17 protein-coding genes and 1 pseudogene are annotated in these 19,199 nt (G+C 65.9%); 6 read left to right on the top strand and 12 right to left on the bottom strand.

Annotated elements, in window-relative coordinates; all coding sequences use genetic code 11:
* The first annotated feature begins 10 nt into the window (after positions 1-10).
* A complete protein-coding gene (locus tag AC4PTB_RS17030; protein WP_492191038.1) occupies positions 11-1,483 on the top strand; it encodes an inorganic phosphate transporter in 1,473 nt (490 codons plus the stop codon).
* Here the strand turns inward: AC4PTB_RS17030 and pncB are convergent.
* The 3 genes from pncB to AC4PTB_RS17015 all read right to left on the bottom strand — a co-directional run bounded on the left by pncB (position 1,480) and on the right by AC4PTB_RS17015 (position 3,655).
* Positions 1,480-2,787 (bottom strand): nicotinate phosphoribosyltransferase, encoded by a 1,308-nt coding sequence (gene pncB, locus AC4PTB_RS17025; protein ID WP_492191037.1) that lies wholly within the window; start codon positions 2,785-2,787, stop codon positions 1,480-1,482. The two genes, AC4PTB_RS17030 and pncB, sit on opposite strands and share 4 nt — an antisense overlap.
* A 1-nt stretch (position 2,788) precedes the next feature.
* Positions 2,789-3,394 carry a bifunctional nicotinamidase/pyrazinamidase gene (gene pncA, locus AC4PTB_RS17020; RefSeq protein WP_492191036.1) on the bottom strand — a complete coding sequence of 202 codons (606 nt, stop codon included), beginning with the start codon at positions 3,392-3,394 and terminating at the stop codon, positions 2,789-2,791.
* 102 nt (positions 3,395-3,496) lie between these two features.
* Entirely contained in the window at positions 3,497-3,655 is a 159-nt protein-coding gene (locus tag AC4PTB_RS17015; RefSeq protein ID WP_492191035.1) for a hypothetical protein, read from the bottom strand.
* Positions 3,656-3,809: 154 nt separating this feature from the next.
* Here AC4PTB_RS17015 and mbfA point away from each other — a divergent pair, with 154 nt between their 5' ends.
* The 3 genes from mbfA (at position 3,810) to AC4PTB_RS17000 (ending at position 6,421) form a co-directional block, all read left to right on the top strand.
* Positions 3,810-4,787, top strand: coding sequence for an iron exporter MbfA (mbfA, locus tag AC4PTB_RS17010; protein WP_492191034.1), 978 nt, complete (start codon positions 3,810-3,812; stop codon positions 4,785-4,787).
* A gap of 102 nt (positions 4,788-4,889) precedes the next feature.
* The gene (locus tag AC4PTB_RS17005; RefSeq protein ID WP_492191033.1) at positions 4,890-5,807 is read left to right on the top strand and encodes an AEC family transporter; all 918 of its coding nucleotides are present in this window, start codon (positions 4,890-4,892) and stop codon (positions 5,805-5,807) included.
* A complete protein-coding gene (locus AC4PTB_RS17000) occupies positions 5,804-6,421 on the top strand; it encodes an HAD-IA family hydrolase (RefSeq protein ID WP_492191032.1) in 618 nt (205 codons plus the stop codon). Before AC4PTB_RS17005 ends, AC4PTB_RS17000 begins: the two co-directional genes overlap by 4 nt.
* 102 nt (positions 6,422-6,523) lie before the next feature.
* On the opposite strand, the gene dxs is transcribed toward AC4PTB_RS17000, so the two are convergent.
* From dxs to AC4PTB_RS16960, 8 genes and pseudogenes are all read right to left on the bottom strand, one after another.
* Entirely contained in the window at positions 6,524-8,434 is a 1,911-nt protein-coding gene (gene dxs / locus AC4PTB_RS16995) for a 1-deoxy-D-xylulose-5-phosphate synthase (RefSeq protein WP_492191031.1), read from the bottom strand.
* A gap of 10 nt (positions 8,435-8,444) precedes the next feature.
* Positions 8,445-9,263: a polyprenyl synthetase family protein gene (locus AC4PTB_RS16990; RefSeq protein ID WP_492192654.1), complete on the bottom strand. Its 819-nt coding sequence runs from the start codon at positions 9,261-9,263 to the stop codon at positions 8,445-8,447.
* Between the two features lie 47 nt (positions 9,264-9,310).
* On the bottom strand, positions 9,311-9,553 hold the full coding sequence (locus AC4PTB_RS16985; protein ID WP_013069156.1) for an exodeoxyribonuclease VII small subunit: 243 nt from the start codon (positions 9,551-9,553) through the stop codon (positions 9,311-9,313).
* Positions 9,554-9,908: 355 nt separating this feature from the next.
* Positions 9,909-10,529 carry a queuosine precursor transporter gene (locus tag AC4PTB_RS16980; protein ID WP_492191030.1) on the bottom strand — a complete coding sequence of 207 codons (621 nt, stop codon included), beginning with the start codon at positions 10,527-10,529 and terminating at the stop codon, positions 9,909-9,911.
* A 96-nt stretch (positions 10,530-10,625) separates the two neighbouring features.
* Entirely contained in the window at positions 10,626-11,546 is a 921-nt protein-coding gene (locus AC4PTB_RS16975; RefSeq protein WP_492191029.1) for an esterase-like activity of phytase family protein, read from the bottom strand.
* Positions 11,519-12,421: a penicillin-insensitive murein endopeptidase gene (mepA, locus tag AC4PTB_RS16970; protein WP_492191028.1), complete on the bottom strand. Its 903-nt coding sequence runs from the start codon at positions 12,419-12,421 to the stop codon at positions 11,519-11,521. The genes AC4PTB_RS16975 and mepA overlap by 28 nt, the downstream gene beginning before the upstream one ends.
* Positions 12,422-12,435: 14 nt before the next feature.
* Positions 12,436-13,776, bottom strand: a pseudogene (locus AC4PTB_RS16965) (MFS transporter).
* Positions 13,777-13,830: 54 nt separating this feature from the next.
* Positions 13,831-14,370 (bottom strand): acyl-CoA thioesterase, encoded by a 540-nt coding sequence (locus tag AC4PTB_RS16960; protein ID WP_492191027.1) that lies wholly within the window; start codon positions 14,368-14,370, stop codon positions 13,831-13,833.
* 163 nt (positions 14,371-14,533) lie between these two features.
* Here AC4PTB_RS16960 and AC4PTB_RS16955 point away from each other — a divergent pair, with 163 nt between their 5' ends.
* Together AC4PTB_RS16955 and recQ are read left to right on the top strand one after the other, a co-directional pair.
* Entirely contained in the window at positions 14,534-14,821 is a 288-nt protein-coding gene (locus AC4PTB_RS16955) for a YggT family protein (protein WP_492191026.1), read from the top strand.
* Positions 14,822-14,825: 4 nt separating this feature from the next.
* Positions 14,826-16,889 (top strand): DNA helicase RecQ, encoded by a 2,064-nt coding sequence (recQ, locus tag AC4PTB_RS16950; RefSeq protein WP_492191025.1) that lies wholly within the window; start codon positions 14,826-14,828, stop codon positions 16,887-16,889.
* On the opposite strand, the gene AC4PTB_RS16945 is transcribed toward recQ, so the two are convergent.
* On the bottom strand, positions 16,890-19,118 hold the full coding sequence (locus AC4PTB_RS16945) for a response regulator (protein WP_492191024.1): 2,229 nt from the start codon (positions 19,116-19,118) through the stop codon (positions 16,890-16,892). It lies immediately after the preceding gene.
* Positions 19,119-19,199 lie beyond the last annotated feature (81 nt).

The raw sequence follows: 19,199 nt of genomic DNA, 5'->3' as shown, positions 1-19,199 counted from the left end.
GGGAAAGACCGTGGCTACACCGCCGATCAACCAATGGAAGACGCTCGACAAGGATCTGAGCCGGATCGGTCTTCTGGAAGAGGCGACGCAATTCGTCGCCCGGCCGCTGGTGGCGCCGGGGATCGGTCTGGCCTTCATCGTGCTGGCCGGGATTTTCGCCGCGATCCTGATGGGGGCGCAGCCGGGCGGGCTGATCGTGGTCTTTGCCGCCGCGATCGGCGCCTATATGGCGCTGAACATCGGCGCCAATGACGTTGCCAACAACATGGGCCCGGCGGTTGGCGCGAATGCGCTGACGCTGGGGGGGGCGCTGATCATCGCCGCGATCTTCGAGGTCTCGGGTTCGCTGATTGCCGGGGGCGACGTCGTCAAGACCGTCTCGACCGGGATTCTGGCGCCCGATGCGGTCACGGATGCGGCGCATTTCATCTGGGCGATGATGGCGGCGCTGCTGGCTTCGGCGCTGTGGCTGAATGTGGCGACCTGGATGGGGGCGCCGGTCTCCACCACCCACTCGATCGTCGGCGGCGTCGTCGGCGCGGGCGTGGCCGCCGCGGGCTTTGGCGCGGTGAACTGGCCCGCCATCGCGACGATTTCCGCCAGCTGGGTGATTTCGCCGATCATGGGCGGGATCTTTGCCGCGCTTTTCCTGGCTTTCATCAAGGCGAAGATCATCTATGTAGAGGACAAGATCACCGCCGCCCGCAAATGGGTGCCGATGCTGATCGGCTTCATGTCGGGCACCTTTGCCGCCTATCTGGCGCTCAAGGGGCTGACGAAGATCCTTCACATCTCGCTGGGGGCCTCGCTGCTGATCGGGGTTTTGGTCGGGCTGGTGGCCTGGGGCGTGTCGGTGCCGCTGGTGCGGGCGCAATCCGAGGGCCAGGAAAACCGCAAGAAGACGCTGAAGAAGCTGTTCACCATTCCGCTGATCGTCTCGGCGGCGCTTTTGTCCTTTGCGCATGGGGCGAATGACGTGGCCAATGCGGTGGGGCCGCTGGCCGCCATCGTGCATGCGGTGCAGGACGGCACGCTGAGCGACAAGGTCGAGGTGCCGTTCTGGATCATGGCGGTCGGCGCCTTCGGGATTTCGGTCGGGCTGACGCTGTTCGGGCCGCGGCTGATCAAGCTGGTGGGCTCCGAGATCACCAAGCTCAATGCGATGCGGGCCTATTGCGTCGCGCTTTCGGCGGCGATCACCGTCATCGTCGCCTCCTGGCTGGGGCTGCCAGTGTCTTCGACCCATATCGCGGTGGGCGGCGTCTTTGGCGTCGGCTTTTACCGCGAATGGCACGCCGAGCGCCGGGCGCGGCTTTTGGGTCTGCAAAAGGGCAAGATCGTGCCGCCCGAGGAACGCTCGCGCCGACTTCTGGTGCGGCGTTCGCATATCACCACGGTCGTCGCCGCCTGGGTCATCACCGTGCCGGCCTCTGCGGTGCTCTCGGCCGGGCTTTACTGGCTGATGAACGCGCTGGACGGTTAAACGACAACCGGCGTCGAGGCCTGGACGCCGGTGTCGAACACCTGCCGGTAGCGGGCGATTTCGGCGGCGGGGCCGGTGGCCTTTTCCGGGTTGTCCGACAGTTTCACCGTCGGGCGCCCGTTTGCCGCCACCGCCTTGCAGACAAGGCTGAAGGGGGACAGCTCGTCCTCCTCGACCAGACCGCGGAAATCGTTGGTCAAAAGCGTGCCCCAGCCGAAGCTGACCTTGACCCGGCCGCGGAAATGGGCGTGCAGCGCCTCGATCTGCGCCACATCAAGCCCGTCGGAAAAGATTACCAGCTTCTTCGTCGGGTCCTCGCCCCGCGATTGCCACCAGGAGATCGCCGTCTCGGCATTCTCGAAGGGGTTGCCGGAATCGACGCGAATCCCGGTCCAGGCCGCCAGCCAGTCCGGGGCGCGTTCTAGAAAACCCCTGGTGCCATAGGTGTCGGGCAGGATGATGCGCAGATTGCCGTCGTGTTCCTCGTGCCAATCCTCCAGCACGCGATAGGGCGCCTGCCGCAATTCCTCGTCGGTGTCCGACAGCGCCGCCATCACCATCGGCAGCTCATGCGCATTGGTGCCGACCGCCTCCAGATCGCGGCGCATCGCGATCAGACAATTCGAGGTGCCGGTGAAAGAGCCGCCCTGCGCGGCATCCCCCAGACCTTCCACCATCGCCTGCACGCACCAGTCCTGCCACAGGAAGCCATGCCGCCTGCGCGTGCCGAAATCGGCGATCTTCAGCCCCTCGATCCGTTTCAGCCGCTCGATCTTTTCCCAGACCCGGGTCATCGCCCGGGCATAAAGCACCTGCAGCTCAAATCGCTTCATCCCCCGCAGCACGGCGCGCGAGCGCAGCTCCATCAGAATCGCCAGCGCCGGAATTTCCCACAGCATCACCTCGGGCCAGGCGCCTTCAAAGGTCAGCTCATACTGGCCATCGCGCTTTTCCAGGTGATAGGGCGGCAGGCGGAAGGTCTCGAACCACTCCATGAAATCGGGGCGGAACATCTGCCGCTTGCCGTAAAAGGTGTTGCCGCGCAGCCAGGTGCTTTCGCCGCGCGTCAGCCGCAGGCCGCGGGCGTAATCGAGCTGCTCGCGCAGCTCGCCCTCGTCGATCAGATCGGCCAGACGGATGGATTTCGTGCGGTTGATCAGGCTGAAGGTGACCTGCGTCGCCGGCCGGTGGCGGAACACCGACTGGCACATCAGAAGCTTGTAGAAATCGGTATCGATCAGCGAGCGGACGATCGGGTCGATCTGCCAGCGGTGATTGTAGACGCGGGTGGCGATATCGATCATCTCAGGGCTCCAGCCCAACGCCCGCCGCCAGCATCTGGCCCCGCGCGGCATCAAGCGAGCCGTTCAGGTCGATGGCCCGGCAGGCGCCTTGCAGAACCCGGGTGCGGAACCCCAGCGTCGCCGCATCGATCGCCGACCAGCCGACGCAGAAATCCAGCGCCAGGCCGACGAAGGTCAGCTCGGTGATGCCGCGTTCGCGCAGATAGCCCGCAAGGCCGGTGGGGGTGCTGCGGTCATTCTCGAAGAAGGCGGAATAGCTGTCGATGCCGCGCCGAAACCCCTTGCGCAGGATCAGATCGGCCTCGGTGCGCAAGGCGGGGTGAAAATCGGCGCCGCTCGTGCCCTGCACGCAATGCGCGGGCCAAAGCGTCTGCACGCCATAGGGCATGTCGATTTGCGAAAACGGGACCGCGCCCGGGTGGTTTTCCGCGAAAGAGCTGTGATCCGCGGGGTGCCAGTCCTGCGTCAGCACGGTCACCGCGAAGTCGCTCATCATCGCGTTGATGCGGGGGATGATCTCGTCGCCCCCCGCCACCGCAAGCGCGCCACCCGGGCAGAAGTCGTTCTGAACGTCGATGACGATCAGCGCGTGGTGCGGTCCGGCCATGGCTTCCCCCGTTCGGTGACCCTGTCCCCCCATGCGTAGGGTGCGGGGGCAGCAGGGTCAACCATTCGTGGCAAGCCTTCGGGCCGGGCGCCTGCGCGGGGCTTACTGGCTGCAGGTCTGCGTCAGCAGGTTGCAGGTCTGCGTCGCCTCGGCGCCAGCCCCCGCAAAGTCGAGGCGCGGCAAATCGAAGCTCATGCCTCCGGCCGCGGCGGCAGACGCGGTCATCGTGACAAGCGCAAGGCCAAGGAAGAAGCGTTTCATCATGGTCTCCAATCTGAACCAATCGGTTTACATGGCGTTATATGAACCGAGTCGTTCAGATTTTCAAGGTCGAATTGAACTGGACGGTTCACATTGCGCGGTTGCATGATGCGACACAGCGTCTATGTTGGAATCATTCTAAAATGAGGCCGCCATGTTCTCCGCACTCGCCAACCGCCGCCGCTTTTCCGACCTCTCCGAACGCGAGGTTCTGGCCCTTGCCATCTCCTCCGAGGAGGACGATGCCCGGATCTACCGCAGCTTCGCCGAACGTCTGCGCGCCGATTATCCCGCCACGGCGGCGGTCTTCGACGGCATGGCCGAGGAGGAAGACGGCCACCGCAAGGCCCTGATCGAGCGGCATCGGGCCCGGTTCGGCGAGGTGATCCCGCTCATTCGCCGCGAACATGTGGCGGGGTTCTATGCCCGCAAGCCGATGTGGCTTTCGGCGAACCTCTCGCTGGCCACGATCCGCGCCGAGGCCGAGGCGATGGAACGCACCGCCGGGGCCTTTTATGTTCAGGCCGCGAAACACACGACGGATGCGGCGACGCGCAAGCTTCTGGGCGATCTGGCGGCGGCCGAGGCCCGGCACGAACGGCATGCGGAAAACCTGACCGAGGACAATCTGGGCAGGGACGCGAAAACCGAGGAAGACGCCTCTGCGCATCGGCAATTCGTGCTCACCTGGGTGCAGCCGGGGCTGGCGGGGCTGATGGACGGCTCGGTCTCGACGCTGGCGCCGATCTTCGCCACCGCTTTCGCGACGCAGGACCCCCATACGACGCTGCTCGTGGGTCTGGCGGCCTCGGTCGGCGCCGGGATCTCGATGGGTTTCACCGAGGCCGCGCATGACGACGGGGTGATTTCGGGCCGCGGCAGCCCGCTCAAGCGCGGGCTGGCCTCGGGGGTGATGACGACGCTGGGGGGGCTGGGTCATGCTTTGCCCTATCTGATCCCGGATTTCTGGACCGCGACGGGGATCGCCATGGGCATCGTCTTCGTCGAATTGTGGGCGATCGCCTGGATCCAGAACCGCTACATGGAAACGCCCTTCTTCCGCGCCGTGCTGCAGGTGGTGGTGGGCGGTGCCCTGGTCTTTGCCGCCGGGGCGCTGATTGGCGGCGGTTGAAAGGGCGTATTTGGACCAAGAAAAAGCATTAGGTTTCTTCTTGGGGCAAATACGCAAATCGCGTCGCTGGTGCCGATTGCCGCGCCATGTTAGCCCTGCATCATGATCGAGATCTTCCTGAAGACACTGCCGTTCTTCGCGCTGATCGGGCTGGGCTGGGCGGCGGGGCGGCTGCGGGTCTTCCCGCCCGAGGCGACGGCCTGGCTGACGAAATTCGTCTTCTACTTCGCGCTTTCGGCGATGCTGTTTCGCTTCACCGCGACGCTGCCCATCGAAGACCTCTTCGATCCCGCCTTTTTCGCCGCCTATCTGGCGGCTTCGAGCGCGGTCTGGGTCCTGGGCTTTGCGGTGGCGAAACTCCGCGCCCGGCCGCTGCCGGAAGCCGCGATGGAGGCCCATACCGCGATGACCGGCAACACAGGGTTTCTGGGCGTGCCGATGCTGGTCGTGCTTTTGGGGCCGAAGGCGGCGGGGCCGGTGCTGATGGTTCTGGCCGCCGACATGATCGTGTTTTCGACGCTGATCACGCTCATTGTCACCTCTGCCCGGCATGGCCGCGTGGCGCTGGCGCCGCTGGCGTTGGGGCTGGCGAAGAACCCGATGATCGTTTCCATGCTGGCGGGGCTCGCCTGGGCGTTGTTGCATCTGCCGATGCCCCGCCCGCTTGCAGATTTCTTGACGATCCTCGGCGGCGCCGCCACGCCCGGGGCGCTTTTCGCCATCGGCGCCTCGCTTGCCGGGCGCTCGGCCGAGAGGCTTGGCCCCGCGCTCTGGCTCTCGGCGGCGAAGCTCGTGCTGCATCCGCTGGCCGTGGCCATTGCCGCCTTCCTGATCTTCCCGGTCGAGCCCTTCGCCGCCGGCGTCATGGTCGCCGCCGCCGCGCTGCCGGTGGCGGGCAATGTCTATATCCTTGCGGCGCATTTCGGCATCGCGCCGCAGCGCGTCTCGACCGCGATCCTGATTTCGACCGCGGTCTCCATCCTGTCCATTCCCGCCGTCATCGCATGGGTGCACACATGACACGAGCCGTGGTTTTCGACATCGGAAGGGTGCTGGTCGAATGGCATCCCGAGGCGTTTTACGACCGTCTGATCGGCCCCGAGCGCCGCCGCGCCTTCTGGGCCGAAACCGGCATCGACGCGATGAACGAGCGCATCGATCTGGGCGCGCCCTTTGCCGAGACCGTCCGCGCCCATGCCGATCTGCACCCCAACTGGCGGGCCGAGGTGATGGCCTGGCACGACCACTGGCTTGACATGTGTACCCCGGCCATTCCCCATTCCGTCCGGCTGCTTTCGGCCCTGCGCGCCAAGGGGGTGCCGGTTTTCGCGCTGTCGAATTTCGGCGTCGGCACCTTTGAAATCGCCTGCCGCGCTTACCCGTTCCTGACCAATTTCGACCGGCTTTTCGTCTCAGGCTATCTGGGCCTGATCAAGCCCGATCCGCGGTTCTATGCGGCGCTGGAGGCGGGCACGGGCTACTTCGGCGCCGATCTGCTTTTTGCCGATGATCGGCCGGAAAACATCGAAGCCGCCGCCGCGCGGGGGTGGAAGACGCATCTGTTCACGACGCCGCAAGGCTGGGCCGAACGCCTTGTTTCCGAAGGCTTCCTGACCGAAGGAGAGGCCGCATGACCGCCGCGCCCTGCCGCAAGGAAGGATGCGTATTTGCACCAGGAAAAACACCTGCTTTTTCTTGGCTCAAATACGCTCTTCTCGGCGTGTGAAAACCGCGCCTCAGGCGCGTTTCGCCACCGCGACGCCCAGCAGATCGAGCACCTTCGCCTCGATATCGGCCGCGTTCATTTTTGCCGCGGCATACATGTCTTCGGGATTGGCGTGGTCGATGAACGTGTCGGGCAGCACCATCGAGCGGAACTTGTAGCCGCGGTCGAACACGCCCTCCTCTGACAGGAATTGCGCCACATGGCTGCCAAAGCCGCCCACCGCGCCTTCCTCGATGCAAATGAGCGCCTCGTGCCCGGCCACCAGCCGCAGGATCAGATCCTTGTCGAGCGGTTTCGCAAAGCGGGCATCGGCCACGGTCGGCGCCAGGCCGCGGGCGGCCAAAGCTTCGCGCGCCTTCAGCACCTCGGCCAGACGGGTGCCGAAGGACAGGATCGCCACCCGCGCCCCTTCGGAAATGATCCGGCCCTTGCCGATTTCGAGCGGCACGCCCCGGGCGGGCATGTCCACCCCCATCCCCTCGCCGCGGGGATAGCGGAAGGCGATCGGGCCTTCGTCATGGGCGACGGCGGTGGCGACCATATGCACCAGATCGGCCTCGTCGGCGGCGGCCATCACCACCATGCCGGGCAGGTTCGCCATGAAGCCGATATCGAAGGCCCCCGCGTGGGTGGCGCCATCGGCCCCCACCAGCCCGGCGCGGTCGATGGCGAAGCGCACCGGCAGGCGCTGGATCGCCACGTCATGCACGATCTGGTCGTAGCCGCGTTGCAGGAAGGTCGAATAGATCGCGCAGAAAGGTTTCATCCCCCCCGCCGCCAGCCCGGCCGAGAAGGTCACGCCATGCTGTTCGGCGATGCCGACATCGAAGCAGCGCCGCGGAAACCGCTCGGCGAAAAGGTTCAGCCCGGTGCCCTCGGGCATCGCCGCCGTCACAGCGACGATCTTTTCATCGCGCGTGGCCTGATCGATCAGGCTTTCGGCAAAGACCTTGGTATAGCTGGGCGCGTTCGAGGCGGCCTTGACCTGCGCGCCGGTCTGCACGTCGAAGCGGGCCGTGGCATGGCCGCGGTCGGGGCGGTTCTCGGCGGGGGCATAGCCCTTGCCCTTTTTCGTCAGCGCATGGATCAGCACCGGCCCCGTCGCCCGCGCCTTCAGCGTGCGGAAGAGATGCAAAAGCGTCTCAAGATCATGGCCGTCGACCGGGCCGACATAGTCAAAGCCCAGTTCCTCGAAGAGCGTGCCGCCAATCGCCATGCCCTTGAGCATTTCCTTGGCCCGCCGCGCGCCTTCCTGGAAGGGTTCCGGCAAAAGGCTGACGGCGCCCTTGGCCATCGCCTTCAGATCCTGCATCGGCGCCTCGGCGTAAAGCCGCGTCAGATAGGACGAGAGCGCGCCCACCGGCGGCGAGATCGACATTTCATTGTCGTTCAGGATGACGAACATCCGCTTGCCCAGATGGCCGCCGTGGTTCAGCGCCTCAAACGCCATGCCGCCGGTCATCGCGCCGTCGCCGATCACCGCGATCGCATCGCCGCATTCGGACCCCAGCTCGCGCGCCATGGTGAAACCCACCGCCGCGGAAATCGAGGTCGAGGAATGCCCGGCCCCGAAGGCGTCATAGGGGCTTTCGGAGCGTTTGGTGAAGCCCGACAGCCCGCCCTTGGTGCGCAGGGTGCGGATGCGGTCACGCCGTCCGGTCAGGATCTTGTGCGGGTAGCACTGATGCCCCACATCCCAGATGATCTTGTCGCGCGGGCAGTCGAAGACCGCATGCAGCGCCACGGTCAGTTCGACCACCCCCAGCCCGGCGCCCAGATGCCCGCCCGTCACCGATACGGCCGAGATCGTCTCGGCGCGCAATTCATCGGCCAGGCGGTGCAGGTCGCGGTCGCTCAGCCCCTTCATGTCGGAGGGCAGACGCACGCGGTCGAGGATCGGGGTCACTGGGGGCTGGCTCATTTGGCTCGCTTCACTTGTCGCGTTCGATCACATAGCGCGCGCAGGCGCGAAGGGTAGAGGCGGCTTCGCCATAGGGCGCAAGGGCGGCTTCGGCCTCGGCCACAAGACCCGCGGCGCGGGATTTCGCCCCGGCCAGACCCAGAAGCGAGACGAAAGTGGCCTTGTGCGCCTCGGCATCCTTGCCCAGCCGCTTGCCCGCCGCTTCCTCGTCACCCTCGACATCCAGAATGTCATCGGCGATCTGGAAGGCGAGGCCCAGCGCCGTGGCATAAGCGGCCAGCGGCCCGCGGTCGGCGCCCGCGATGATCGCGCCGGCCTGCGCGGCAAAGGAGATCAGCGCGCCGGTCTTGCCCGCCTGAAGCCGAATGATTTCCTCAAGCGTCAGCGGTACCGCGGCGGTTTCGGCGGCAATATCAAGGGCCTGCCCATAAACCATCCCCTCGGCCCCCGAGGCCTGCGCCAAAGCGGCGACCAGCGCGACGCGGTTTTCCGCCGATCCCAGCACCGGATCGGTGCAAAGCTCAAACGCAAGGGTCTGCAGCGCATCGCCCGCCAGAACGGCCGTCGCCTCGTCCCATTTGCGGTGCACGGTCGGCAGGCCGCGGCGCAGGTCGTCATTGTCCATGCAGGGCATGTCGTCATGGACAAGGCTGTAGGCATGCAGCGCCTCGACCGCCAGGGCCGCGGGCATCGCCTGCGCCATCGAAATCCCGTGGATCGCGGCGGATTCGATGGCAAGGAAGGCGCGCAGCCGCTTGCCGCCCTGCGCCGCATAAGCCATCGCATCGCGCAGATCGCCCGCGGGCAGCCGCCCGATCGCCGCCGCCATCGCCGTTTCCACGGCGTTCTGAATCTCTTTCAAACGTTCGGAAAACATCAGAGTCCTTCCACCGCAACGGTGCCCGCGGGCACCCCGCCTTCGCCCAGCAGGATCTTTTCGACCCGCTCCTCGGCTTCCTTGAGCAGCATCGCGCAGCGCTCTTTCAGCTTCGCCCCGCGCTCAGAGAGCCGGACGGACTGGTCCAGCGCCACCTCGCCGCGTTCCAGCTGATTGACCACCTGTTCGAGCGCCGCCATCGCCTGCTCGAATGTCATGCCGGAAATGTCGCTGTCGTCCATCGCGCCCTCCGCCCCTTGGATGCCGGTCCCGGATTGCCACGGGTGGCCCCGCAATTCCAGCCCCCGCAACGAAAAAGCGGGCCGAATGGCCCGCCGCGGTCGAAAAGTCGCAAAGTAAAAGGGTCGCGGGCTTGGCCTGCGACCCCCGAGATCTACGGAGATGGTCCGGTTAGGGTCTGGATCAGAGCCTCCGTCCCAGCCAGGGTCTGCGACCCTTGGGGTTGCCCTCAGGCCTCGGCCCCCCTGACTGTCCCGACACCTCTCTCCAATATCACTCTAGACACTGGACCACCTCCTTTCATGCGTGTTGCCGATAAAGGGAGGGTGGCACAGATTTGGTGTATGGCAAGTTAAATTACGCAATACGTGGCGAATACCGCCAGACGATCGCCCTGAAAGGTAGCAGTGCAACAATCGCAAGCGCAATTTTTACGCACCAATCGGCTGCGCCCAGCGAGATCCAGAGCGGCACGGCGGGGCCGAAGCCCAGAAGCGGCAGGGTTTCATTCGCCCAGGTCACGTCATTGCCGGGTTCGAGGAAGCTCAGGGCGGCGGCAAAGGCGACGGTGAAGAAGACCATCGTGTCCAGGCTGGCGCTGATCAGGGTCGAGACCAGCGGCGCCCGCCACCAGCCGCCGCGATGGCGCAGCCGGTTGAAGATGGTCACGTCGGTCAGCTGCGCGGTAAGGAAGGCGAGGCCCGAGGCCAAAGCGACGCGGAAGCTGACCAGCGGGCCGAACTCGCCGATGATCTGCGAACCGATCAGCGAACAGATCACGCCGACGACGAAGCCCGAGACGACGACGATCCGGGCGGCCCGGGGGCCTTGCAGCCGGTTCGTCAGATCGGTGACGAGGAAGGCGAAAGGATAGGTGAAGGCCCCGAGCGTCAGCCATTGGCCGTAAAGGAATTGCACGAGGATGTTCGAGGCCACGACAATCGCGGCCATGGCAAGGATGCCGGGCAGGTAGCGCATTCTGGATCACCGTTTTTACATGGTCGCGGAGACATGGCCCGCGGCATGCGGACGCGGCGGCCTTACGCCCCCGGCCCCTTCGGGTCAAGGAAAACCTCAGCGGTTCAGGCGGTATTCGACGATCTGGGTGCTCTGGAAGGCGTTGAAATTGTCGTCGGCGATCATCGTCAGGCGGATCGCCCCCTGCGCGTCGCGCCAGACCGCGAGCCCCTCGAGATTGTCATGCCGCCCCGCCGTTGTGCGCAGAAGTTCGGTGCCGGGGCCGATGCGGTCGCCTTTGATCTCGAAGACCTGCACCCGGCTGCGAAAGCCCAGAAGGCCCCAGAAATCGCGTTCGAGCAGATAAAAGCGGCCGTCGGGGCCGAAATCGGCGCCGACCGGCAGCCAGTCGTCCTGGCGCGGGATGGAAAAGGGTTGCGACCATTCCCCGTTGCGAAAGCGCCAGACCGGAAACGGCGCGCTGCGGCTGCCCGAGCGTTCGGGCATCGTGTAAAGTGTGCCGTCGGCGGCGATGGCGAGCGATTCCAGCGCGCCGTTGAGTTGAAACTGCTTGAAGGCGGCGGGGCGGGGCAGCGGCTTGGCCGGGCCGCCGTCTTGCGGATAGCGCACCACCCGCGCCACCCCCTCGAAGGAGACGAAGACGCTGCCGTCAGGCGCCAGGGCCACGCCTTCGGAATCGCCGCTGAACCGGCCCAGCACCTTGCCCTTGCTGTCGTGCAGCCGCACCGGGCCGGTGGCGGTCGCCGCAACGATTCGCCCCGCTGCATCGCGCGTCAGCTGGCCGCGCCAGATCGTGGTGCGGTCCGAGACGGTGACGAAGCTTGTGCCGTCATCGGCGAAATCGATCGCCGAGAAGCCGCCGAAAGCGGGATCGGGTTGGCTCCAGGGGAAGGTTTGCAGGAATTCGGCCCGGTCCTGCCCGGCCCGTGCCGGCGCCAATGGCAAAAGTGGCAGCGCCCCCAGCACCGCGGCCAGCGCAAGGCCGGCGATCACGGCGCGGAAAGGACGTTTCGGCATTGGACAGGCAGATCCGACATCACATAGGTCTTCGCGGTTTTCGGCGCCGGGCCCGAGGGTTTGGGCCGTTTCGGCGGGTGGCGCAGCTCCTCCAGATAGGTCGTGACCCACCAGGTCAGGGTCTCGTCGCAGCCGTTGCCGCCCTTTGACAGCTCGGCCACGGTGGGTTTTTGCACCTCGCACAGCGCCGCGCCGGGCGGGCATTTCAGCCGGACGTGGAAATGTTCGTTATGGCCGTAGATCGGCCGGATCTTTTGCAGCCAGGCGGTGTCGGCGCGCGTCGCCGTTGCGCACATGGCGAGCTTCGCCGCGGCCGCGACAAAGACCCGGTCCACCCGCGGGTCCGAGGCCGCCGCGCGCAACAGCGCCGCATGCTGCGGCGTCCAGTTCCGGTTCACCCGGGTCTGATCCTCGGTGCGGATCGAGATCGAGGAGATCTTCTCGCGTTGCCGGACCGACAGATTGAGCCGTGTCGCGGGCAGCATCCAGATATCGGCATCCAGCCCGATCTGATGGCTGGCGTGCCCCCCGGTCATCGGACCGCCGCGCGGCTGGCTCAGATCGCCGATGTAAAGCCCCTGCCAGCCCGGCAGGGTGGCGGCAAAGGCCGACAGATCCTGCAGATAGGCGACGAGTTCCGGCTGGCCCCAAAACCGGTTGCGCTTGAGCCGCATCGCCTGCCAGGTCGGGCCGGTTTCCGGCAGCGCCACCAGCCCGGCGGCACAGCCCCGGGAATAGGCGCCGACCGGCTCGGACGCGCCTTGCGTCGGGCGGGGCTGCGCTCCGAAGAGCTGCCGCGCCAGCGGTTCGGCCCCGGCGGAGAGCGGGGCAAGCGCCACCAAAGCGGCGGCAAGGACAAGGCGGATCGGCGTCATGCGCTTTCCTTTGTTCACGCCGGGGCGTGGTCTCCCTCGGATTTGACGAAGGCTAGCAGGATCAACCCCAGAACGAAAAGCACGATGACGGGAGTGATGCCCAGGGTCTGGCTTTGCGTCGCCGCGGTGACCGCCCCGATCGAGAGCGGCGCCAGAAAGGCGGTGGCCTTGCCGGTCAGCGCGTAAAGGCCGAAGCATTCGGTGATCTTTTCCGGGTCGGACTGGCGCACCATCATCGTGCGCGACGCCGATTGCAGCGCCCCGCCCGCCGCGCCGATCAGCCCGCCCAGGATGTAGAAGGCGATGTCGGGCAGGGGGCCTTCCGGGGCGACGGCGAAGCCGAAGACGCTCTCGCGCGAGACGAAGACGACGCCCAGCGTCAGCAGCGACAGCGCGATCAGGGTGAAGACGATGACCGCTTTCGGACCGAAGCGGTCATCAGCCTTGCCGCCGAGCCAGGCAAAGGTCGCCCCGGTGATCGTGCCCAGAATGCCGAAAAGCCCGATCTGCAGGATCTACCAGTTCAGCACCCCCGCCGCGTAAAGCCCGCCGAAGGTGAAGATGCCATTGAGCGCATCGCGAAAGAACATCGAGGACACGAGATAGGCGAAAAGGCTGGGCCGTTTCGGCAGCGATTTCAGGGTGCTGCGCAATTCGGGCCAGGCTTCGCGGCTGGCCTGTGCCACCGACACGGCGCCGGGCGTCTGCGGCTCGCGCACCCAAAGAAAAAACGGGATCATGAAGACGACATACCAGAGCGCCGTCAGCGGGCCGACGATGCGGGTATCCTCGCCCCTGGCCGGATCGAGGCCAAACAGCGGTGTCAGCCCGATCAGCGTCTTGCCGGTGGCGGGGCTGGCCTGCAAAAGCGTCAGCATCAGGATCAGCGACACCATCCCGCCCAGATAGCCGAAGGCCCAGCCCGAGCCGGAGACCTTGCCAAGGTTGTCCCGTCCGGTCAGGTCGGGCAGCATGGCATTGGTGAAGGAGGTGGCGAATTCCATGCCGATCATGCCGATCGAAAAGGCGATCATCACCAGCCAGAGGTTGTAATGGCCCGGCTCGGCCGTCCACAGGACTGCGGCGCCCACCACATACATCAGTGAAAACAACCAGATGAAGGGCATGCGACGGCCCGAGCGGTCGGCGATGGCGCCCAGAAAGGGCGAGGCCACCGCGATGATCAGGCCGGAAAAGCCGATGCCGAAGCCCCAGACCGCCTGCGCCGTGGTGCCGTCGTCCAGCAGCCGTTTCATGAAGGGGGCGAAGATGAAGGTCAGCAGAAGCGTGCTGTAGGGCTGGCTGGCCCAGTCGAAGAACCACCAGCCCCAGATGCGCTTGCGTTCGCTGATCATCTCGCCCCCCGTGTTTGCGCGGATCAAGCCCGAAACCGGGGGGGAGCGCAACATTTACCTGCCGGGCGGCAGCTCGGGGGGCCAGGGGCGGGCATGATCCGCGGCGATCCAGGCCTGCACCCAGTCGGGCAGGGCGGGGCTTTCCGCACCGTGGCCCATGTCCGCGACCACCTTTTGCGGCGGCACGATGCCCGCTTTCGAGGTGACGGCCCCACGGATCAGGATGTGGTTGCAGCACTCCTCCCCGCGCCACATCCCCTGTTCCATGTAAAAGAAGCGCGCATCCCAGCCCAGACAGCGGGTGCGCATTTCGAAACGCTGCATCATGGTGATGCGCTTGCGATAGCGCGTCGTGTTGCCCGCGACGACGATGCCCCAGCGGTTGCGGATCAGGCAGGCGTTCAGCCCCGTCCGCTGCGCCAGCGCGATCCGGCCCAGATCGAACAGCGTCACGATGCGGCCGTTGTTCAGATCCTTCCAGGGGTCGATGTCCCAAGGCCAGGCGCGGTGAAAGGTGGAAACCGGATCAAGGATGTCGATCCTGTCGCCGCGCGATGACAGGAGTGCCTTGCCCATGCGGATGATCGGATACATGTCTGCTCCCCGTTGCCGCCCCCGTGGTGCCGCGCTGCAGCGGTTGCGTCAACAACGACCTTGCGGCAAATGCCCGGCAACATCGGCCCCAAATCGCCACGGCGGGCAGTTGCAACCCCGCCCGGCGTGGCTTACCTGTGAGGCGCATCCGACGGAGGTCCGAATGAACCCTAACATGCTGCTCGACGGGGTCCATGTGGCCCTTGCCCTCGTGTTCCAGATCCTGTGGCTGGTGATCCTTGCGCAGGTGATCATGAGCTGGCTGGTCAATTTCAACGTGCTGAACCTGCGTCAGCCGATGGTCTACAAGCTGTGGGATCTGCTGAACCGGATTCTGGAGCCGATCTACGCCCCCATCCGCAAGGTCCTGCCGTCGTTTCAGGGCGTCGATTTCACGCCGATGGTGGTGATCATCGCGATGATCTTCCTGCAACGGTTGCTTGGCCTCTGACCGCATGAGCCTGCCCGACCCCAGCCCCGAGGCAATGCTTGCCTCGGTTTTCGGATTCCATGCCTTCCGACCGGGGCAGGAGGAAATCGTGCGGGCGGTTCTGGCAGGGCGCAACACCTTGGCGATCATGCCGACGGGTGGCGGGAAATCCTTGTGTTTCCAGTTGCCTGCGCTATGCCTGCCGGGGCTGACGGTGGTCATCTCGCCGCTCATTGCGCTGATGCGCGATCAGGTGCGGTCTTTGCGCGAAGCCGGGGTCGAGGCCGGGGCGCTGACCTCGGGCAATACCGAGGAGGAGACCGAGGCGGTCTTCGCGGCGATCGACGCCGGGCGGCTGAAACTGCTTTACATCGCGCCCGAGCGGCTGGCCGGAGCGGGGACGCTCGCCCTGCTGCGGCGCGCGAAGACCGGGCTGATCGCGGTCGATGAGGCGCATTGCGTCAGCCAGTGGGGCCATGATTTCCGCCCCGATTATCTGCGCATCGGCGATCTGCGCCGGGCGCTGGATGTGCCGCTGGCGGCCTTTACCGCGACGGCGGACGAGGAAACCCGGGCCGAGATCGTCACCCGGCTGTTCGACGGCATCCCGCCCGCGACCTTCCTGCGCGGCTTTGACCGGCCGAACATTTCGCTGGCGTTTGAGCCCAAGGACCAGCCGCGCAAGCAGATCCTTGACTATGTCGCGGCGCGGCGGGGGCAATCGGGGATCGTCTATTGCGCCTCGCGGGCGAAGACCGAGCAACTGGCCGCGGCGCTGATCGCGGCGGGTCATCCGGCTTGTCACTATCACGGCGGCATGGAGGCCGAAGACCGGCGCCGCGTCGAGATGCGGTTTCAGCGCGAGGACGGGCTGATCGTGGTGGCGACGGTGGCTTTCGGCATGGGGATCGACAAGCCCGACATCCGTTGGGTTGCCCATGCCGATCTGCCGAAATCGATCGAGAGCTATTATCAGGAAATCGGTCGCGCCGGGCGCGACGGGGCGCCTGCCGAGACGCTGACGCTTTATGGCGCCGATGACGTGCGGTTTCGCCGCCAGCAGATCGACGAGGGCCTGGCGCCCCCCGAGCGCAAGGCCGCCGATCACGGGCGGCTGAATGCGCTTCTGGGTCTGGCCGAGGCGACGGGCTGCCGGCGGCAAAGGCTGCTGGCCTATTTCGGGGAAGACTCGGGCCCTTGCGGCAACTGCGATCTGTGCGAGACGCCGCCCGAGCTGTTCGACGGCACCGAGGCGGTGCGCAAGGCGCTTTCCGCCGCGCTCCGCACCGAGGAAAGTTACGGCGCCGGGCATCTGATCGAGGTGCTGCTGGGGCAAACGAACGACCGGATCACCGCGCGCGGCCATGACCGGCTGCCGACCTTTGGCGTCGGCCGGGATCTGAGCCGCACCGAATGGCAGGCGGTGTTCCGGCAGATGCAGGGCCATGACCTGATCCGCCCCGATGCGGCGCGACATGGTGCGCTGGTGATGACCGAGCGCGCCCGGCCGATCCTGCGCGGCGAGGAACGCATCACGCTGCGCCGTGATCTGGTGCGCAAGGCCAGGGTCAAGCCTGTGCCGAAGGCGCTTGTTTCCGACGAAGACGCGCCGCTCTTGTCGGCGCTGAAGGCGAAACGGCGCGCGCTGGCCGAGGCGGCGGGTCTGCCCGCCTACATGATCTTTCCCGACCGCACCCTGATCGAGATGGCGGAACTGCGGCCGCGGACGCTCGATCAGGTCGCGCAGGTGAGCGGGGTGGGGGCGAAGAAGCTGGAAAGCTATGGCCGCGCCTTCCTCGAAGTGATCGCGGGGGCGGGGGCGGCCGGGCCGGTGCATCCGGCGCGGCGGAAGCTCGCCGGGACCGCGGCGGCAAGCCTTTATGATGCGCTCGACAGCGCGCAGCGGGCGTTGGCACGGGGCGAGGACGGGCATGACCGGTTCTTGTGCTGCACCGCAACGATGCTGCGCCGGATCGCCGAGACAAAGCCGCGCAGCCGCGCCGATCTGGAGCGGATCGCCGGAATGGGCGAAGCGAAGCTGGACCGGTTCGCCGACACTTTCCTTGCGCTGATCGCCGAACACGGCTGATCAGCTCTCCAGCCCCTCCGGCAGCGCCGGGCGCGCATCCGCGGGCTGATGCGCCTGAATCCGTTCCACGATCGAGGCCTTGCGCAGCGGTTTCGTCAGATAGAAATCGAGCCCCGCGGCAAAGATCGACTCGCTGTCGCCTTCCATCGCATGGGCGGTCAGGGCGCAGATCGGCACCCTTGTGCCCTTGTCCTGCTCGTGCAGGCGGATCGTCCGGGTGGCTTCGCGCCCGTCCATCTCGGGCATGGAAATGTCCATGAAGATCAGATCGGGCTGAAAGCGGCGCCATTCCTCGACCGCTTCGAGACCATTCGCGGCAAAACGCAGCTCGATGTCGAAATCCTTCACCATCTTGCCGAAGACAAGCTGGTTGGTCCGGTTGTCCTCGGCCGCCAGAATCCGCATCTGCCGCTTCTGCGGCGGCAGCGCGGGCGGCGGCGGCGGGGCGGGCTCTGCGGCCTTCGGTTCGGCCGGCAGCGACAATTTCTGCAGCATGCGGAACAGGTCCGAGCGCAACACCGGCTTTTCCAGACAGCCGAACAGATCGCAATTGTCCTGCGCCGCGTCCAGCGCCGCGCTGTCCGAGGTCAGAAGCAGGATCGGCGTGTCATGGCCCATCGCCCGCAGCCGCCGGGTCAGCTCCAGCCCGTCCAGATCGGGCATGTGGTGATCGGTCAGCACCAGATCGAAGCGGGTGCCCTCATCCAGCACCTTCAGCGCCTCGGTCCCGGAGCGGCAGAGCGTCACGTCCAGCCCGTAGGTCTGCAGCTGCCGTTCCAGAATCACCCGGTTCACCAGCAGATCATCCACGACGAGCGCCGCGCGCAGCGTGACGGGCGGCGTCGGCCGGTCAAGCGGCGCCACCGGTTCCGCGCGGGGCAGGGTGACGCGGAAGCCAAAGCACGAGCCCTCGCCCAGCTGGCTGTCGACCCAGACCGAGCCGCCCATCAGATGCACCAGCTGCCGGGTGATGGCGAGACCAAGCCCGGTGCCCTCGAAGCGGCGGTTCGAGGTCGCCTCGACCTGATTGAACTCGCCGAAGACATGATCGAGATTTTCGGGCGAGATGCCGATGCCGGTATCCTCGACGGTGACATGCAATTCGTAATCTTCGGCGTCACGCTCAAACCCGACGACGCGGGCCAGCACATGGCCGGAATGGGTGAACTTGACCGCATTGCCGATCAGGTTGGTCAGGATCTGCCGCATCCGCCCCGGATCGGCGACGAAGCGGGTGGGCAGGAACAGGTCGTAATCGACCAGCAGCTTGACGCCCTTGTCCTTGGCCGAGGGCTGCAAGAGCACCATGATCTCATGCAGGCAGCGTTCCAGATCAAAGACTTCGGGGTAAAGCTTCAGCCGCTCGGCCTCGATCTTCGAGTAATCCAGAACGTCGTTGATGATCGTCAACAGCGCCTCGCCCGAGGAGCGGATGGTCTCGACGTAAAGCTGCTGTTCCTCGTTCAGCTCGGTCTCGCCCAGCAGTTCCGCCATGCCGACGACGCCATTCATCGGCGTGCGGATCTCATGGCTCATGTTCGCGAGGAAGGCGGATTTCGCCCGGTTCGCCGCTTCGGCCTTGTTGCGGGCCTCCTCAAGCTGTTGTTCGCGCTCGATGATATGGGTGATGTCCTGCGCCAGACAGACCAGATCGCCATCCTCGCCCCAGCGGTCGATCAGCTTGATGTGACGCCCCTCGCGGGTGCGCAGCACGATCGGTTCGATATGTTCGCGCCGGATCCGGGCGATCATCTCGTGGTGCCAGTCCAGCGGATCGCGGCCCGCCATGTCCACCATTTCGTGCTTCGCGACAAGTTTCAGCACGGCATCATAAGTGACGCCCGCGGTGATCGCCACCTCGCCATGAAAGAAGGACAGATAGGCCCGGTTCGCCACCACCAGCCGCAGATCGCCGTCATAAACCGCAAAGCCGTCGCGGATGGTTTCCAGCGCGTCCCACAGCCGCCGCTGCGCGATCATCGCCACCGATTCCGCCCGCTGCAGATCGCCGCGCACGCGCGAATTCTCGCCCTTGAGCGAGGCGGCCTCGGTCAGGGCCTGCTGCAGCCCGTGCCGCTGCTGCACGATCTGTTCCGAAAGCGCCCGCGCATGCAGGGCCAGTTTCTGGTTCGCCGCAAACAGCTCGCGCTTCTTCTGCTCCAGCAGCCGTTCCGCCGCCAGCCGAGCCCGTCGCTCCTGCGCCAATTTCTCTGCCAAGATGGCGTCCATTCCCGGCACCTGTCGAAAATCCTGTCGCACCATCCCAGCCTTCGGTGAAAATCTGCTTAACGCTCTTAACCCGGCCGCTTC

Source organism: Rhodobacter sp. 4.3.4 (genome assembly GCF_058724655.1).
This window is presented reverse-complemented; position numbering and strand designations above follow the sequence as displayed.

Coding starts and splice junctions, on each gene's coding strand:
- pncB (WP_492191037.1), bottom strand. CDS start 2,787: ATGATCGATATCGCCACCCGCGTCTACAATCACCGCTGGCAGATCGAC.
- pncA (WP_492191036.1), bottom strand. CDS start 3,394: ATGGCCGGACCGCACCACGCGCTGATCGTCATCGACGTTCAGAACGAC.
- AC4PTB_RS17015 (WP_492191035.1), bottom strand. CDS start 3,655: ATGAAACGCTTCTTCCTTGGCCTTGCGCTTGTCACGATGACCGCGTCT.
- mbfA (WP_492191034.1), top strand. CDS start 3,810: ATGTTCTCCGCACTCGCCAACCGCCGCCGCTTTTCCGACCTCTCCGAA.
- AC4PTB_RS17005 (WP_492191033.1), top strand. CDS start 4,890: ATGATCGAGATCTTCCTGAAGACACTGCCGTTCTTCGCGCTGATCGGG.
- AC4PTB_RS17000 (WP_492191032.1), top strand. CDS start 5,804: ATGACACGAGCCGTGGTTTTCGACATCGGAAGGGTGCTGGTCGAATGG.
- dxs (WP_492191031.1), bottom strand. CDS start 8,434: ATGAGCCAGCCCCCAGTGACCCCGATCCTCGACCGCGTGCGTCTGCCC.
- AC4PTB_RS16990 (WP_492192654.1), bottom strand. CDS start 9,263: ATGGCGGCGGCGATCGGGCGGCTGCCCGCGGGCGATCTGCGCGATGCG.
- AC4PTB_RS16985 (WP_013069156.1), bottom strand. CDS start 9,553: ATGGACGACAGCGACATTTCCGGCATGACATTCGAGCAGGCGATGGCG.
- AC4PTB_RS16980 (WP_492191030.1), bottom strand. CDS start 10,529: ATGCGCTACCTGCCCGGCATCCTTGCCATGGCCGCGATTGTCGTGGCC.
- AC4PTB_RS16975 (WP_492191029.1), bottom strand. CDS start 11,546: ATGCCGAAACGTCCTTTCCGCGCCGTGATCGCCGGCCTTGCGCTGGCC.
- mepA (WP_492191028.1), bottom strand. CDS start 12,421: ATGACGCCGATCCGCCTTGTCCTTGCCGCCGCTTTGGTGGCGCTTGCC.
- AC4PTB_RS16960 (WP_492191027.1), bottom strand. CDS start 14,370: ATGTATCCGATCATCCGCATGGGCAAGGCACTCCTGTCATCGCGCGGC.
- AC4PTB_RS16955 (WP_492191026.1), top strand. CDS start 14,534: ATGAACCCTAACATGCTGCTCGACGGGGTCCATGTGGCCCTTGCCCTC.
- recQ (WP_492191025.1), top strand. CDS start 14,826: ATGAGCCTGCCCGACCCCAGCCCCGAGGCAATGCTTGCCTCGGTTTTC.
- AC4PTB_RS16945 (WP_492191024.1), bottom strand. CDS start 19,118: ATGGACGCCATCTTGGCAGAGAAATTGGCGCAGGAGCGACGGGCTCGG.